Annotated in this window: 14 protein-coding genes and 1 pseudogene; 7 read left to right on the plus strand and 8 right to left on the minus strand. The window is 64.2% G+C overall.

Annotated elements, in window-relative coordinates; translation table 11 throughout:
• Window positions 1-139 precede the first annotated feature (139 nt).
• The 5 genes from AB4Y71_RS01120 to AB4Y71_RS01140 are packed head-to-tail and all read left to right on the plus strand — an operon-like array spanning window position 140 to window position 6029.
• Entirely contained in the window at window positions 140-1414 is a 1275-nt protein-coding gene (locus tag AB4Y71_RS01120) for a M24 family metallopeptidase (RefSeq protein WP_441717317.1), read from the plus strand.
• Complete coding sequence (locus tag AB4Y71_RS01125) at window positions 1350-2585, plus strand: aminotransferase-like domain-containing protein (protein ID WP_441717319.1); 1236 nt, start codon at window positions 1350-1352, stop codon at window positions 2583-2585. The genes AB4Y71_RS01120 and AB4Y71_RS01125 overlap by 65 nt, the downstream gene beginning before the upstream one ends.
• Window positions 2582-3805 carry a M20 family metallopeptidase gene (locus AB4Y71_RS01130; protein ID WP_417365503.1) on the plus strand — a complete coding sequence of 408 codons (1224 nt, stop codon included), beginning with the start codon at window positions 2582-2584 and terminating at the stop codon, window positions 3803-3805. The genes AB4Y71_RS01125 and AB4Y71_RS01130 overlap by 4 nt, the downstream gene beginning before the upstream one ends.
• A gap of 10 nt (window positions 3806-3815) precedes the next feature.
• Window positions 3816-5228, plus strand: a complete 1413-nt coding sequence (locus tag AB4Y71_RS01135) for an MFS transporter (protein ID WP_417365505.1) — start codon at window positions 3816-3818, stop codon at window positions 5226-5228.
• A 48-nt stretch (window positions 5229-5276) separates the two neighbouring features.
• Window positions 5277-6029, plus strand: a complete 753-nt coding sequence (locus AB4Y71_RS01140) for an SDR family NAD(P)-dependent oxidoreductase (RefSeq protein ID WP_417365507.1) — start codon at window positions 5277-5279, stop codon at window positions 6027-6029.
• A gap of 100 nt (window positions 6030-6129) precedes the next feature.
• On the opposite strand, the gene AB4Y71_RS01145 is transcribed toward AB4Y71_RS01140, so the two are convergent.
• Together AB4Y71_RS01145 and AB4Y71_RS01150 are read right to left on the minus strand one after the other, a co-directional pair.
• Window positions 6130-7227 (minus strand): MFS transporter, encoded by a 1098-nt coding sequence (locus tag AB4Y71_RS01145; protein WP_441717322.1) that lies wholly within the window; start codon window positions 7225-7227, stop codon window positions 6130-6132.
• Between the two features lie 61 nt (window positions 7228-7288).
• A pseudogene (locus AB4Y71_RS01150) lies at window positions 7289-7684 on the minus strand (hypothetical protein); the annotation flags it as partial.
• On the opposite strand from AB4Y71_RS01150, the gene AB4Y71_RS01155 reads away from it, so the two are divergent.
• Window positions 7671-8108, plus strand: coding sequence for a MarR family winged helix-turn-helix transcriptional regulator (locus tag AB4Y71_RS01155; protein WP_441717324.1), 438 nt, complete (start codon window positions 7671-7673; stop codon window positions 8106-8108). The pseudogene AB4Y71_RS01150 and the gene AB4Y71_RS01155 sit on opposite strands and share 14 nt — an antisense overlap.
• 251 nt (window positions 8109-8359) lie before the next feature.
• Window positions 8360-9541, plus strand: a complete 1182-nt coding sequence (locus AB4Y71_RS01160; RefSeq protein WP_441717326.1) for a glycerate kinase — start codon at window positions 8360-8362, stop codon at window positions 9539-9541.
• On the opposite strand, the gene AB4Y71_RS01165 is transcribed toward AB4Y71_RS01160, so the two are convergent.
• The 6 genes from AB4Y71_RS01165 to AB4Y71_RS01190 form a co-directional block, all read right to left on the minus strand.
• Window positions 9526-10368, minus strand: coding sequence for an SDR family oxidoreductase (locus AB4Y71_RS01165; RefSeq protein ID WP_441717328.1), 843 nt, complete (start codon window positions 10366-10368; stop codon window positions 9526-9528). The genes AB4Y71_RS01160 and AB4Y71_RS01165 overlap by 16 nt on opposite strands.
• A 53-nt stretch (window positions 10369-10421) precedes the next feature.
• Window positions 10422-11093 (minus strand): GntR family transcriptional regulator, encoded by a 672-nt coding sequence (locus AB4Y71_RS01170; RefSeq protein WP_441717330.1) that lies wholly within the window; start codon window positions 11091-11093, stop codon window positions 10422-10424.
• Window positions 11086-12714 (minus strand): FAD-dependent monooxygenase, encoded by a 1629-nt coding sequence (locus AB4Y71_RS01175; protein WP_441717332.1) that lies wholly within the window; start codon window positions 12712-12714, stop codon window positions 11086-11088. Before AB4Y71_RS01175 ends, AB4Y71_RS01170 begins: the two co-directional genes overlap by 8 nt.
• Window positions 12715-12764: 50 nt before the next feature.
• Window positions 12765-13655 carry a fumarylacetoacetate hydrolase family protein gene (locus tag AB4Y71_RS01180; protein ID WP_441717334.1) on the minus strand — a complete coding sequence of 297 codons (891 nt, stop codon included), beginning with the start codon at window positions 13653-13655 and terminating at the stop codon, window positions 12765-12767.
• A gap of 39 nt (window positions 13656-13694) precedes the next feature.
• Window positions 13695-14579 carry a VOC family protein gene (locus AB4Y71_RS01185; protein WP_441717336.1) on the minus strand — a complete coding sequence of 295 codons (885 nt, stop codon included), beginning with the start codon at window positions 14577-14579 and terminating at the stop codon, window positions 13695-13697.
• 144 nt (window positions 14580-14723) lie between these two features.
• On the minus strand, window positions 14724-16094 hold the full coding sequence (locus AB4Y71_RS01190; RefSeq protein WP_441717338.1) for a carboxylesterase family protein: 1371 nt from the start codon (window positions 16092-16094) through the stop codon (window positions 14724-14726).
• Window positions 16095-16096: the final 2 nt, after the last annotated feature.

Below are 16096 nucleotides of genomic sequence, written 5' to 3' on the forward strand. Positions count from 1 at the left end.
GGCCAGCGCTTGCGGATAAACCGTAAGTTCTGCTTAACGATACGAACAAGATGCACCTACTTTATCTGATAGGACACCGGTTCTATGGTGTAGATCACAAGAAAAATTCCATTGATTCGCAAGGAGCACGCAGCCCGAAATGGTCCAGCCCCCAGCAGGCATCGACAGCCTGGAAATCGCCGAGTTCGCAACCCGGCAGCAACGTGTCAGGCAGCGCATGGCCGAACAGGGCCTTGAACTGCTGCTGATCACCGATCCCGCGAACCTGTACTACCTGACCGGCTATAACGCCTGGTCCTTTTACACCGCCCAGGTAATGGTCCTGCCGATGGAAGGCCAGCCACTGCTCTACATGCGCCAAATGGATGCCCACGGGGCGCACCGAACCGCACTCGGGATCGACCCGCAGCGGATCTTCGGCTATCCCGAGGAACTGGTGCACCAGCCTGAGGCCCACCCCGGGGACTGGGTGGCCCGGCATCTGCGGGATCTGGGCTATGGCGATGAGCGCACGGTGGGCTACGAGGGGGATTCGCACTTCTTCTCGGTCCGCATGTACCAGGCGCTGGTCGGTACCCTGGTCCGGTGGCAGATGCGCGAATCACGCGAACTTGTCAATTGGGTGCGGCTGGTCAAATCCCCGTACGAGATCGAGCTGATGCGCATTGCCGGCCAAGTCGCCTCGCAGTCCATGCGCACCGCGCTGGGTGCACTGGCTCCGGGACGCCCGCAGAACCATGTGGCCGCCGAGATCATGGCGGCCCAGGCCCGGGGCGTGACCGGCTATGCCGGGGACTACCCCTCGATCGTGCCGATGCTGCCCACCGGAGCCGGGGCGGATACCCCGCATCTGACCTGGAACGCGGATCCGATGCCGGCCGACGCCCCGATCTCCATCGAGCTGGCCGGGGCGCACCGGCGCTACCATGCGCCGATTGCCCGCACCGCGGTGCTGGGTAAACCGAGTACCGCACTGCAGCGGGTGGCCGCGGCGACTATCGAAGGCATTGAGGCGGCCTTCGAGCAGGTCCGCCCCGGAGCGACTCCCGACGAAGTCACCGGCGCTTTCACGAAAGTGATCAACGCCCGCGGGTTCGAAAAGGAATCCCGGCTGGGCTATTCGGTAGGCATCGGTTTCCCTCCAGACTGGGGCGAGCGCACGATCAGCTTTCGTGCAGGTGAACACACCTTGCTGCAAGAGAATATGACTTTCCACCTGATCGCGGGCATGTGGCTCGACGGCTTCGGCTTCGAGGTCTCCGAACCGATCAGGGTGGCGGCCAATGGACTGGAATTCCTGGCCGACCTGCCCCGCGAACTGACCATAATTAACCCAAGGAGCGCTTCAGATGACTACCCAATCCTTCCTCGCACCGATGTCCACGCGTCTTGCCGCCCGAGCCAGCCAGCTTAAGGGCTCGGTGATCGATTCCTCGACCTCGCTGCTGGCCAGCCAGAGCCACGACATCGTGCGCTTTGCGATGGGCGCGCCGAATGCGGAACTGATTCCGGAAGCCGAGCTCGCCGAACTCTACGGGCAGCCGGCCGAAGGCCGCTACGACTACGCGGCTACCGAGGGAAACCCGCAGCTGATCGAGCAGATCGTGGCCTTCCAGGCCACCCAGTCGCGGCAGGTGGACCCGGCGCGGATCCTGGTCACCACCGGCGGCATGCAGGGGCTGGATATCGCCTTCAAGCTCATGGTGGACCCCGGAGACCTGGTGATCGTCGAATCGCCGACCTACACCAACGGCATCGCCACGGCGCTCAGCTACCAGGGGCAAATCCTTGAAGCCCCGGTGGACGATAACGGGCTGGTGGTCGAGGCGCTGCCCGAATTGGTAGCCGCCACCGGGAAGACGCCGAAGGTCATCTACGTGATCCCGAACTTCCAGAACCCCTCCGGGCGCACCATGGGCCAAGCCCGCCGGCAGCGGTTGATCGAGCTGGCCGAGCAGTGGGATGCCTTCATCATCGACGACGATCCCTACGGCGCCCTGCGCTTCGCCGGCGAGCATGTGCCCGGCTTCGACGAGCTGAGCCCGGATAATCCGCGCATCGTCTCGGTGCGCACTTTCTCCAAGGTGCTCGCCCCGGGGCTGCGCGTGGGCTGGATGGAACTGGATCCGGCGCTGCGCGCCCTGGCGATCAGCGCCAAGCAGTCCATGGACACCTGCACCAATGCACCGCTGCAGCAGCTGGTGGCCGACTACCTGGCCCAGGGCCGGCTGGAAAGCCACCTTCAGACGCTGCGCGGCGTCTACGCCGAGCGCAAGCAGGCCATGGTCCGCGCGCTGCGGCATAGCTTCGGCGACCAAGTCGAGACCACAGATCCGGAAGGCGGCTTCTTCCTGTGGCTGACGCTTAAGGGACGCTACGCGCAGATCAACACCGAAGAGCTCTTCCCGGTGGCCCTGGAATACGGGGTCGCCTACATCCCGGGACCGGCCTTCGCCGACTCCGGGGCATTCACCGACGCGCTGCGCCTGTGCTTCGCCACCTCCACCCCGGCGCGGATCGAGCAGGGCGTGCAGCGCCTGCACGATGCGTTGGAAGCGATGCTCCAGCGCGGTGCGGCGGCATGAGCCCGGTGATGGCCGGGACCAGCAAGCTGGAGCAATCGGTGCTGGCACTGATCGACCGCGACCAAGTGGCCGGAATGTGCGCGGAACTGATCGCGGCGCCCAGCGAGAATCCGGGGAGTACCGAGGAGGGGACCGTGCTGCTGCTGCAGCGGATGCTTGGACGCCTGGGCGCTTCGGTGCACCTGCAGCAGGTGGCACCGGGCCGGCCCAACCTGGTAGCGCACTTGGGAGGCGGCAACGCCGGGGGCGGATTGCTCTTCCTGGGCCACAGTGACGTGGTCCCAGCGGGCCAAGGCTGGGATGCTGATCCTTTCGCCGCCCGGCGCGAAGGGGACCGGATAATTGGCCGCGGTGCCACCGACATGAAGGGCGGCCTGGCTGCAGTCATCGCAGCAATGGCCGCCGTGAACCGTCTGGCACCGCAGATCCCGATGACCCTGCTGTGCACGGTGGACGAGGAAGCCGATGCACTCGGAGTCGAGCACTATGTCAGCACCGCAGCGGGCACGCCGTATTCCGCGTGCATCGTCGCGGAGCCAACCGATCTGGTGGCCATCATCGGCTGCCGGGCCGCGGCCAACCTCGAGGTGCGGATCAGCGGAGCCAGTGCCCATGCCGGACGCCCCTCCGACGGCGCCAGCGCCATCGAGGCCGCCGCGTCGCTGGTAGCTCTGATCGGCCAGGACAAGCAGCGGCTCGCGGCGCAGCCGCACCCGGTGCTCGGGCCGGCCACCTGGAATGTGGGAACCCTGCACGCAGGACACGGGACTTCCATCGTCCCGGATGCCGCGCAGCTGGGCATCGACCGCCGGTTGCTGCCCGGAGAAGACCCGCAACAGGTGCTCGAGAACCTGCTGGCCCAAGCCCGCGAGCAGTTCCAGGCCGCGTCGGCCATCGATGCCGGCAGACTGGAATTGCGCGGTTCGGTGCAGATGTTCATGCCCGGATTCCTCACCGACCCCGAAGCGCCGCTGGTGGGCCGGATCCGCACGGCGCTGCAAGATGCCGGGGCTGCCGGCGAGCACGGCATCTGGACGGCCTCCTGCGAGGGAGGCTTCATCGCCAGGCATCACAACGTGCCCACCGTGGTGCTGGGGCCCGGCGAAATCAACACGCAGGCCCATCAACCCAATGAAAGCGTGTCCATCACCGATCTGCACACCGCAGCCTGCGCCTATGCGCTGATCGCGTTGCGCCAGAACGAACAGTTCCAGAGCTAAGGACCAGACAATGACCACCCACGCACAACTGCCCGCGATCCGCTGCGAAGCGGACTTCACTGCGGACGAGAAGAAGCAGGCCCGCAAATCGGTGGCCGGCTCGGCCATCGGCAATGCCATCGAGTGGTTCGACTACGGAATCTACGGATACCTGATCGTCTACATTTCCCAGCTGTTCTTCACCTTCGGCGCCAACGACGGGGCGATGCCGCGGATCCTGGCGTTCTCCACGTTCGCGATCTCGTTCCTCGTGCGTCCGCTGGGCGGCATGGTGCTCGGCCCGCTCGGGGACCGGATCGGCCGACGCACCATCCTGATCTTCACCATCGTGATGATCAGCGTGTCCACCGCGTGCATCGCGGTGCTTCCGACCTTCGAGCAGGCCGGCTACCTGGCGCCGGTGCTGTTGGTGCTGCTGCGCATGATCCAGGGCTTCTCCGCCGGGGGTGAATACGCCGGTGCGGCGGTGTTCATGAGCGAGCATGCGCCGGATAACAAGCGCGGCAAGTACGGCTCGTTCCTGGAATTCGGCACACTGGCCGGCTTCAGCGCGGCAGCGATCCTGTGCACCGTGCTGACCATGGCGGTGGGCGAGGAAGGCATGATGGCCGGCTGGTGGCGGCTGCCCTTCGCGCTGACCCTGGTGCTGGGCGGCATTGCCCTGTGGATGCGGCGGCACCTGCAGGAATCCGAGACGTTCACCGACGACTCGGCAAAGGACACCGCAGTGCAGTCCGCTCCGCAGGCCCTGCGCTCGCTGCTGGTCCAGTATCCGGGGCAATTGCTCAAGCTCTTCGGTTTCATCGTGCTGGTCAATGTGGCGTTCTACCTGGTGCTGACCTACATGCCCAGCTACCTGACGGCCACCCTGGGCCATGACGCTACCCAGGCCAACCTGACGCTGGTGCTCATCCAGCTGATCATGATCGCGTTGATTGTCCCGCTGGGAGCGCTGAGCGACAGGATCGGTCGAAAGCCGCTGCTCCTGGCTTCCAGCCTCGGCTTCGTGCTGCTCTCGGTTCCGGCCGTGCAGCTGATGCAATCGGGAGGGCTCTGGGGCCAGATCGCCGGGATCGGCACCCTGGGGCTGCTGCTGGTGGTCTTGCTTTCCACGATTTCCTCCACCCTGCCCGCGCTGTTCCCGACTTCGGTGCGGTACTCGGGATTCGCGATCGGGTACAACCTGTCCACCGCGGTCTTCGGCGGAACCGCGGCGGTGGCCAATGAAGCCATCATCTCAGCTACCGGAAACGAGCTGACCCCGGGGTGGTACCTGATGGGAGCGGGCATCATCGGGCTGGTCTCGGTGTGGACCTTCCGCGAAACCGCCGGACGGTCTTTGCGCGGCAATGTGATTCCGGGCAGCGATGACCAGCTGCGCCGCGAGCGCGGGGAAGCCCTGATCGGCCGCAGCAAGCGCTGAGCTGATCGAACTGCAGGCACTACACGGATTCAAAAAGGAGAAGCAACGATGGAATTGAAGCAGCAGGTGGCTCTGGTAACCGGCGCCACCTCGGGAATCGGGATCGCGATTGCCCGGCGCCTGATACAAGACGGGTTCTACGTCGTGATCAGCGGACGGAACACCGAACGCGGTGCCGAGGTGGCAGCCGGACTCGGGGAGAACGGCTGTTTCATCCGAGCCGACCTCACTCAGTCCGGGGAGCCGCAGCGCCTGGTCGACGCGGTTGTCGAACAGGCAGGCAGATTGGACGTGCTGGTCAACAATGCGGCCATCGACCACATCAATTGGATCTTGGAGACGCCCGAAGAAGAAATCCGCGAGACCTTCGAGACCAATACCTTCGCGGCCATCTACTGCCTGCAGGCCGCCGCTCGGGCCATGCGCGAGGCCGGCGGCGGGTCCATCATCAACATAACCTCCCGGCTGGCCAGCATCGGGGTTCCCACGATGAGCCTGTACAGCGCCAGCAAGGGTGCGATGCTCGCGCTGACCAAGGCGGCGGCGGTGGAACTTGCCGAACACGATATCCGCGTCAACGCGGTAGCCCCAGGCATGACCAGGACACAGATGTTCAAGGACTGGCTGGCCTCGCAACCGGACCCCGAGGCAACCGAGCGCAACGTCTCCTCGGCCATTCCGCTGGGCAGAGTGGCGCTGCCCGAAGACGTGGCCGGTGCCGTTGCCTATTTCGCGGACCCGCGCAACAGCTACGTCACCGGAACCTCGCTTCCGGTGGACGGTGGATATCTGGCCAAGTAAGCGCCGTGGCGCGGATGAGCCCGATGCCGGATAACGAAAGATTCCCGCTGGCTGCCCAGCGGGAATCTTTCGTTAATCAAGCACGCCTTCATGGGGCAGGCTATTGCGCATTCGCCGTTGTCACCGGTTGCTCCAGTTCTTCAGGCTTGGCCTTGGCTGGTGCAGGAATGCAGCCTGCGCTCAGCGCGGCCACCAAGCACATGCCCGCACCGAGCCACAATGTGAGATGGAAGCCTGCTTCAGAAGGCAAGATGGTGCCATGGAAGTCGATGGTCAAGTCGGCAAGGACCAGGCCGATAACGGCGGCGCCGGTCGTGGTGCCCAAGGATCGCATCAGGGTATTAAAGCCGTTGGCCGCACCGGTTCCGCTTCGCGGAACCGCTGACATGATGATGGTGGGCATGGCGCCATACGCAAAGGCGACGCCGCTGTTGATGACCAAGCTGGTCACCAGCAGGCCCCAAGTGGTGCCCATGCCGATCTGGCCGAGTGCGTAGCCGGCAGCCATGATGAGAATGCCCAGAATCAGGGTGAACTTCGGTCCCCTTGCACTGGTCAAGCGTCCGCCCACCGGAGATAGGAATAACATCATCAAACCTGCCGGGGCCATCCACAGCCCGGCGGCCAGCGCGCTTTGGCCCAGACCGTAGCCGGCTTCGGCAGGCATCTGCAGAATCTGGGGCATGACCAGCGAGCTGGAGTACATGCCGAAGCCCACGAAGATCGAAGCGAGGTTGGTCAACAGGACCCGCGGGATGGCGGCAATGCGCAGATCCACCAGAGGTTCGGTAGTGCGCAGTTCCCAGAAGCCCCAAAGCAGCAGAATTGCTACGGCGCCGATCAGCAGCGCAAGGATCTGGGGAGAATTCCAGCCCCAAGTTGATCCGTTGGATACGCCAAGCATCAGGCAGATCAGGCCGATGGCCAAGTCGATGGCGTCAATCCAGCCGAAGCGGCTCTTCTTGCCGTCGTTTGCCACGACGGGAATGAATTTGAGGATCATCAGGGCTACTGCCAAGGTGACGCCCGCGCCGATGTAGAACAGTACGCGCCAGGAGGAGAACTGGATGATGGCCGCCGAGAGCGGCAAGCCGATGGCGCCACCCACGCCCAAGGTGGCCGAGACCGTTGCAATGGCCGAGGGCAGGCGTTCCTTGTCGACCAGGTCGCCCAGCATGGCGATGCCCAGCGGGACCATGCCCGAGCCGAAGCCCTTGCAAGGCGCGTCCGATGATCATGACCGTCACATTCGGTGCCAGCGCGCAAATCAGGCCGCCAAGGATCAGGGGAATGGCCAGCGAGAGCAGTACGCGCCGCTTGCCGAACATGTCGCCTAGGCGGCCCGAAATCGGCATGACCACAGCCGCCGCGAGCAGCGTTGCGGTGATGATCCACGCGGTGTTACCGGCGAAGTGCTGAAGATTTCGGGGAGTTGCGGGATCAGTGGCGCCACCATTGTCCGGGTCAGCGAGGAGGCGATGCCTGCTGTGGCAAGAATGCCGACGATGAATCCTGGCGTGGATTTTCCGGCCGGGGCGGTAGGGGACACGGGGCCTTCCGAGGATAATATGTAAGTTACATACAATGTGCATCATACACATCAAAGGTATGATGGTGAAACAATCGGAAAGAAAGGCCAGAATGAAGCGCCGCATCGCAGATGTCGAATACGAGCAGATGATGCTCAGCCGCTACACCATTGCCCAGCAGCGGCAGGCAGGTGGACTGGATCGCAGCGTGTACCTGCTGATGAGCCGCATCGACAGCCAAGGGCCAATGTCCATCGCAGAACTGAGCCATGCCCTGCGCCTGGACAGCTCCACGCTGCAACGCCAAGTCACCGTCGCAATCAAGGATGGCTTTCTGGAACGCATCGTGGACCCGCAGGGAAATGCGGCCCGGAAAATCATGGTGACTGCTCGGGGATCTGAAAAGCTGGCCGAGGCCCGCGCCATCTCGATCAACGCGCTGGAGCACATCATGGGGGACTGGAACGATGAAGAAGTCGAGCAGTTCGCAAAGTTCCTGAATCGCTTCAACAACGCGATCGAAGAATACAGCGACTCCAAGCAAGATTAAAGAAAAGTTCCCGTTGGGCAATATCCAACGGGAACTTTCACGATCATCACTCGCACCTTCAGGAGGTGCTTTTAACGCTACTGGTGCTTTCTGTGCCATCCCTTTGGTTCGGCTACGCATTCTTCATGTATTGGCACAGGTTGCCTGCCGGGCGGGGCAGTCGTATTGCACATAGATTCACCTGCGTCCTCGACGTAACTGCGGTCATTCGACCATAGGAGCCGGAAGCGAATTTCCCTAAGCTGGGAGACATGACTTCAGTGCAGAATCCAGTGCCAGAAACTACCCATGCCTTGAACGTGGCGATCGTGCCCGATTCGTTCAAGGGCAGTGCCCGTGCCAGCGAAGTCGCCGCCGCAATGGCCGAGGGATTCGCCAAGGGAGCGGCAAGCCGTGCATGCGAGGTGGAGATTACCGCGGTGCCTTTTGCCGATGGCGGGGAAGGCACCCTTGAAGCACTGATCGACGTCTGGGGGACCGAAGCGATCGAGGTCCAGACCACCGACGCGCTGGGCCGCCGGGTGCTCTCGCGGCTCGGCCTGTCTGCCGACCAGCAGATCGCCATTGTCGAAGCCGCCGAGGCAGCTGGCCTTCCGCAGGTCAGCGACGTGGCCCGCCAGCCATTGGACGCGACCACCTACGGGCTGGGAGCGCTGGTAGCGCACGCCCTGGACCTCGGTGTCTCGCAGATCATCTTGTGCCTAGGCGGTTCGGCCACCACCGACGGCGGCACCGGCCTGCTCTCCGCGCTCGGCGCGAAATTCGTCGACGCCAACGGCGACCAGTTGCCTGCTGGCGGCGGGGCGCTGGAGAACCTGGCCAGCATTGATATTTCCGAGCTGGATCCGCGGGCAGCGACGGTGCAATGGCAGATCGCGTGCGATGTCACCAATCCGCTGCTTGGCGCCAAGGGAGCGGCCGCGATCTTCGGCCCGCAAAAGGGCGCCAGCCAAGCGCAGGTGGAACACCTTGATGGCGCATTGGGCCAGCTGGCCGAGGTGCTGGAGGATGCCACCGGACGAGTGCTGCGCGAGCAGCCCGGCATGGGCGCGGCCGGTGGCCTGGCCCTGAGCCTCGGATCCTACTTCGACGTGGAACTGGTGCCCGGCTGGGAGCTGGTCGCCAAAGTACTCGGCGCCCACGAGATCCTGGACGGTGCCGACGTGGTGCTCACCGGGGAAGGCCGGCTGGATTCGCAGTCGCTGGACGGCAAGGTGGTTTCCGGGGTGCTGGCTGCCTCGGGGCCGGGCTGCGACGTGATTGTCATTGCAGGGTCGGTGGACCTGGATGATGCGCAGCTTGAGGAATCCGGAATACTGGCCGCGTACTCCATCGCGCCTGGTCCTGCCACGCTGTCGGAGCTTTCGACCGATGCCCTCGCACTGGTTCAGCGCACCGCCTTCAGCGTGGCACGAACCTACCTGCGCAAATAGTCCTGGAAAGACATCGGCGCAGTGCCGGTGATGATCTCGATATGGTCGCTGACCTTGGCCATGGCGTTGCTGGCGATAGCTGTGTAGGTGCTCACCCAGGCGTCAAGCTGCCACTGCGGGGCGCCGTAGCCGGCGCGCGAAGCATAGGCCTGATCGATGCTTTCATCGAGGAAGGTGATGTTCTCGCCGCGCGCGGTGCCCAGGATCTGTGCCACGTCGGACATGTCCAAGGATTGCGGGCCTGTCATCTCGTAGGTTGCGCTGGCATGCTCGGAGGCCGTGGCCAGAATTCTTGCCGCAGTACGCGCAACGTCCGCCCTGGCGACCGGGGCGAAGTGCCCTCTTCCGGCGGGTCCGCGGATGACCCTGTCCTTGCCAGCCAGATCTGGCAAAAAATCCAGGTAGAAGCTGTCGCGCAAGAAAGTGAAGCGCGCAGGCGAGGCGCGAAGGTACTCTTCGGTCGCGTAGTGCTCGCGAGCCAGGGTGAATTCCGCCTCGGTGGACGCGGCGCTGAAGGAGGTGTAGACCACGTGCTTGACGCCGGCCGCCACCGCGGCATCGATGAAGGTGGAGTGCAGCTGCATCCGGTGCTCGCTCTCCGGGGCGGAAACCATGAACAGCACTTCGATGCCCTCTAATGCCTTGATGCTCGCGGTCCGGTCGGCGTAGTCGAAGGATCGGGCGGCAGCGCCAGGCAGCCGGGGTGCGCGGGAGGTGTCGCGGACCAGAAGCCGTTGGGGCACGCCGAGTTCGGCAAGGTGATGGGCTACCAGCGAGCCAAGGGCTCCGGTAGAACCGGTGACTGCAATTTTTTCCTCGGGCGCCATGGCACAACACTTCCTAGGTGGTCCTGCGATAGGTGCCAGTCGAGGCCTTGCGGCTAGGAATTCTCCAGCTTCAGCAGCCCGGCATCCAAGATGACCTGGGCCGACGCCTCGTAATGCTGGCGCAGGCGTTCGCCGAGCAGCTGGGCATCGCGATCCAAGGCCGCCTGGAGCAGGCCTCCGTGCTCGGCCTCCACATTCCGATGCGTGGCCGCTTCGGAAGCCGCGGCCCAGCGGCGGTAGAGCAGGGTGGAATTGGCCAGGTTGGCCGACAGATCGAGAATCGGCGGGCAGGCGCAAGGGGCGAGCAGCAGCTGGTGGAAGTCACGGTGCGCCTTGCCCCATTGCGCGGTGAATTGCGCAGGGTTCCCGGCCTGGCGACGCGGCGCCTTGGCCAGCCTGTAGTGCGCGGCAATCAGCGCCGATTCCCATTCCAGGTCGCCGCGCTCGATCGCAAGCGTGGCGGCCAGCTCTTCGGTGACGCAACGCAGCTCGGTCTGGTCGCGCAGCTGGCGCAAGTTCAGTTCCGGAACGAAGAATCCGCGGTTGGGGATCGCCGCCACCAGTCCTTCGCCGGACAGGCGGGTCAGCGACTCGCGGATCACGGTGGTGCTGGTGGAGAAGCGCTGGGCCAGAGGCGGGGGAGCGAGGCGCTCGCCGGGCATCCACGCGCCATCGAGGATGGCTTCGCGGATTCCGGATAGCGCTGCTTCGGCCGGCCTAGCCACGGGTTCCTTGCTTTGCCGTCCCGAAGCCAGCCAGCACGGTGGCCTTGGCGCTCAGTTCCCCGAGCAGCTTGTCGCGGTCCTTGGATGGTGCAATGCCTGCGACATAGTAGTCCGGGCGGATCAGCAAAACGGTGCCGGTGGCGGTATCGAAGACGCGCGAGGAATCCGTGGCGGTGACGGTGCCGCCATCCTGGTTGGTGAAGACCAGCTGGTTCCCGGCAGCCGCCTCAATGGTGTTCCAACCTGCGCCGAGCAGGTCATCGAGCTTGGTAATTGCGCCGTTGACGTTCACCTCGGGCTGCGGAAGCATGCGTCCGACGAAGTCCTGGGCCAGATGCGGAACCCCGGGCAGCGGGGAAGCGACGGTGCCGGTGGTGTAGTGCGGCTGCTTGAGGAAGCGCATGCCGGTCAGCCAGCGGTTCAGCGGCGGGATGATCCGGGTGCCGATGACCACTGCATCGCGGATGCGGGTGACGAGCGGGTTGGTGTTCATGACCACCGCGCCGATGCGCTTGGAGAGCTTGACCATTGCGGCCGCGTGCGGGCGGCGCTCGGCCTCGTAGTCATCGATGATCGATTCGTCGGCCTCGCCGGTGATGACCGCGGCCAGGCGCCAGGCGATGGCCGCGGCATCACGGATGCCGGCGTTCAGCCCTTGTCCGGCGAAAGGCGGCATCAGGTGCGCGGCGTCGCCGGCCAGCAGCACCCGCCCCTTGCGGTAGCGTTCGGCGATGCGCTGGTGCGCGGTGTAGACCGCGGCGCGGCGGATGGTGACCACCTCGGTGTCCTGGAATTCAGAAACGAGCTTGGTGATGGATTCGGGCGAGCTCATCTGCTCGCCGTCTTCGTGGTCGAAGAGCATGAATTCGTAGCGCCGGCGGCCGTTGACCCCGGGGACCACCACTGCCGGGCGGTGCCCGTTGCAGTGGAAGGAGGCGAAGGGTTCCGGGTTGCCTGGGACATCGAGCAGATCCACCACGATCCAGCGTTCGGTCTGGGTGGAACCCTGCAGGCCGATGCCCAGCTCGCGGCGGGTGAAGGACTTGCCGCCATCGCAGGCCAGCACCCACTTGGCCTTGAATTCCAGTGCGGTGTCTTCGCCGGATGCGGCGGCGTAGGGATCATGCCCGCTGTCGCCGGTTTTCGCGCCATTGAACCCGGTAGTGTGCTCTCCGGTGCGGGTGGCGTGCACGATGACGTGATCGGCGTGCTGCTCGATCGCGGTGGCCGAGGTGTTGTAGTGCAGATCCAGGTTCTGCCGCAGGGTGGCCGCCTCGTAGAGCAGGCCTTCGAGGATCGGCTGGTCGAACTGGCTCTTGCCTGGCTGGCCCAGGCGCGGGTTGCCCGGGCGCACATCGGCAATGACCTTGCCGCCCAAGCCGAAGTAGCGGGCACCGGTGTCCATGAGCATTTCCGGGCCTAGCTGCCCCATGATTCCCAGCTGCTCCATGATGCGCAGGCTCTCGTCGGTGGCGCTGATGGCGCGCGGTTCGTCGCCGCTGCCCGGGTTCTTCTCGATCAGTGCCACCTGCAGGCCGGAGTCGGCCAGCAGGTTGGCGGCGGTCAGGCCGGTGGGACCTGAGCCGATGACCAAGACGTCGATTTCATGAGACTGTGCCACTGCCCGCTGCTTCCTTTGTGCTTCTTTTATTAACTGTGCGCGGCTGCGCGTTAGGCGGTGGCGCCGGCGGTGGCCTGCGCGTCGGCCAGCAGCGAAGCCTCGTCAGCTACGGTGTTGCGCAGGATGCCCAGACCGGTGATTTCGACCTCGACGACGTCGCCGTGGTTGATCAGGCCTTCTGGGCCGTAGAACAGGCCGACGCCGCCCGGGGTGCCGGTGACGATGACATCGCCCGGGTTCAGCTTGGTGAAGCCGGTGACGTAGTTGATCAGGGTCGGGATGTCGAAGACCAGGTTGGAAACCGGTGCCTGCTGGCGCACTTCGCCGTTCACGCGGGTTTCCAGCACCGCGGTGGTGATGTCGCCCAGGTCGGCTGCTGGAACCAGGTAGGGGCCGAAGCCGCCGGTGCCTGGGAAGTTCTTGCCCGGGATCCACTGGCTGGCTGCCTTCTGCCAATCGCGCACCGAGAAGTCGTTGTAGCAGGCGTAGCCGGCGATGTGCTCCCACGCGTCTTCCTTTTCGACGTGGAAGGCTTCCTTGGAGATGACCAGGGCCATTTCGCCTTCGTAGTCGAACTTGGTGGTGGTGGTCGGCTTCACTGCAGGGGCCAGATGGCCCATCTGCGAGTCGGCGAAGCGGGTGAAGACGGTCGGTGCGGTCTGCCCGGTCTTGCCCGACTCTTCCTGGTGGGCCAGGTAGTTCACGCCGATGCAGATGATCTTGCCCGGGTTGGTGACTGCGGGCAGGAAGTCGATGCCGGTCTCGGCGATGGTTGGCGCGCCGGCCAGGTCCAGGTCGGTGCCGAAGATGCCCTTTTCGATGGCGTTGCGGGTGCTGGTTGCCAGGTTCTTGCCGGTGGGACCCAGGTCGTAAACGGTGCCGTCAACGGACACGCCCCAGGTCTCGGTGCCGTCAGCTGCCTTGAAGGATACGTACTGCATGGTGGTGGTGCCTTTCGAGAGTGCTTGAAAGCGGTGAAGCTAGATGAAGGTTTTCAGTTCGGTGACGGTGCGGATGCCGTAGGTGCGGAAGTCGTCGGTGCGGCGGTTGGCCCACATATTCCACCAGTTCTCGTCTTCGCCCCAGATCATCGGTTCGCGCTCGTCATCGTAGATCTGTTCCAGATCCGTGTAGAGCTCTACGACCGCTCCGGAGGTTTCCACGTAGTAGGCGGCGATGTTGTGGCCGGCGCCGTGGCGTACCGGTCCCCAGATCAGTTCGCGTCCGGCAGCTCCCAGCCGATCCCCGAGCTTGGCCAGGTCGTTGATGGACTGGACCTGCCAGGCGTGGTGGTGGAAGGTTCCCTGGCCCTTGATCAGCGCGATACCGTGGTGGTCCGGGTTGCAGCGCATGAAGTAGGCGAAGTCATCGCCGATGACATCCGAGAGGCGGAAGTCGAAGATGCGGCGCAGGAATTCCATCATGCCGCGCACGTCGCGAGGGTGGAAGTTGATGTGGCCGTAGCGGTCCGGGCCGAAGGAGAGCAGGCCGCGGTCGTTATGCTGCATGCCGGTGTAGACCTCGAAGATCCAGCCTTCGGGGCCGATGAACGAGAAGCCGTCCTGCACGCCGGCGGAGACCGGGGTTTCGGAGACGATGCGGAAATTCTCGCTGGCTACGCGCTTGCGGATCTCGCGCAGCGCGTCGCCGTTCTGGGCGATCAGGCCCAGGGAGTGGATGCCGTTGACATCGGACTCGACGTAGGTCAGCTCGTGATGCACGGAGTTCGCTGCGAGGTAGACCTCGTTATCGGTGCGTTCGGTGACGCGCAGGCCGAGCAGCTGCGTGGCGTCGAAGATGGATCCTTCGATGTCATTGGTCTGGATGGACACATGGCCCATTTCCCTGATTAATCCCCAAGCCATGGCGGATCCCTCCCGAGTCTACAAAATATTGTCTTCTAAATAATTAGATTATTTGCTTTAAGTTAGATTGTCTAGTGTTCCTGCGAAAGAACTTTGCGCGCCCGCTCGGCTGAATTGGAAAATCGCAGAACGGACTCGCAAAGGCTAGGCCATAACCTGGCGCTTGGCCGCAAAGCGGCGATCGATCTGGCGTTCAACCAGCCCGGATTCGGCCAACGCAGTCATCGAGGCGGCGCCGGCTTCATGGACCGGTAGTGCCCTCCCGGCTGTGTTCCTGGTCGTTCCGTTGCGCACGAATGAGCCCACCGCACCGCTGAGCTGAGCCGCCGCGGCATTGAAGGTTTCTTCCGGCAGGCCGTTGAGCATCGGTGCATCGTGCCAGGCATCGCGATTATCAAAGAGGAACGGCAGTTCGAAGCAGTGCGCGCTGCCCGCGTTGGGCAACGGCGAGCGGACTTCGAAACCCAGCAACTGCACCTGGGTGCCGTTGCCTGCGGCCGCGTCGGCGAACTCGGTGGCGTAGAGCTGGATCTGGTGCAGGCTCATCACCTTGATCATCAGTTGCTTGCCGGTGGCCGCGGGCGCATCAGCCAAGAGCGCCTCGAAGACGCCCTCGGGCTGGGTGAAGTTCCCTGCGATGAATCCGCGGACGGCATCGAAGCTGAATGCCTGCTCGGGAGCCATACCGATAAAGGCACTGGCCTCATCAGCGGTATGCGAAAGCAGCACCTGCTCCACATGCAGGCGGGAAACTGCCTGGCGGACCTCGAAGAGATTAGCCGGAACAGTATCGCCAGCGCTCGGGTAGAGGCCAAGACCGCGCCCTGCCCAGGCCTTGGCCACCGCACCGCCGGCAGCCAGAAGCTGCTCGGTGCTCGCCTGCTCCAAGGTGGTCTCGCCCAGTGCTTGGGCGATCACCTCATTGCGTTCATCGGCCATGACCTGGTTCATTGGCGGTTGGTAGGACAGTGAGCCGAGGTACAAGCGCTGGAATAGGCCGCGAGTCTCATCGAGCTGAGCCAAGACTAGGGCCCAGAAAGCACCCGCGGACTGCCCGGCCAAGGTGACCTGTTGCGCGTTACCGCCGAGCTGGGAAATATTGCGCTGCACCCATTTCAGCGCCAGCAGCAGTTCCTCAACTGGCAGGTTGCCGCCGCCTACCTGCTGGCGATGGGCCAGCAAGCCAATGCGGTAGTTGACCATGACGACAACGCAGTTCTGCTTTTCGGCGAAGTTCTGCGCGTCGTACCAGCGCACGGTACCCGCACCGGAAACGAAGCCGCCGCCGGGCAGGAAAACCATCACCGGCAGGCCCTTGGCGCCCTCGGGTGCGAAAACTGCAACCTGGAACGCATCTTCTGACTGCGGCAGTTCCTGCAGGGCCGGGCCCAGCAGCCAATCCAGCGAGCCCGGGGTCTGCGGGAAGATGGCCGGTGCCGCTTCGGTGAGCTCGGTGACTTCACCGAGCTCACCGAAGCGGCCAGCGCCGCGCTGCGCGTAGCTGTAAACGCTCATGC

It is taken from the genome of Glutamicibacter sp. MCAF14, from assembly GCF_052114325.1.
Classification (GTDB): Bacteria; Actinomycetota; Actinomycetes; order Actinomycetales; family Micrococcaceae; genus Glutamicibacter; species Glutamicibacter arilaitensis.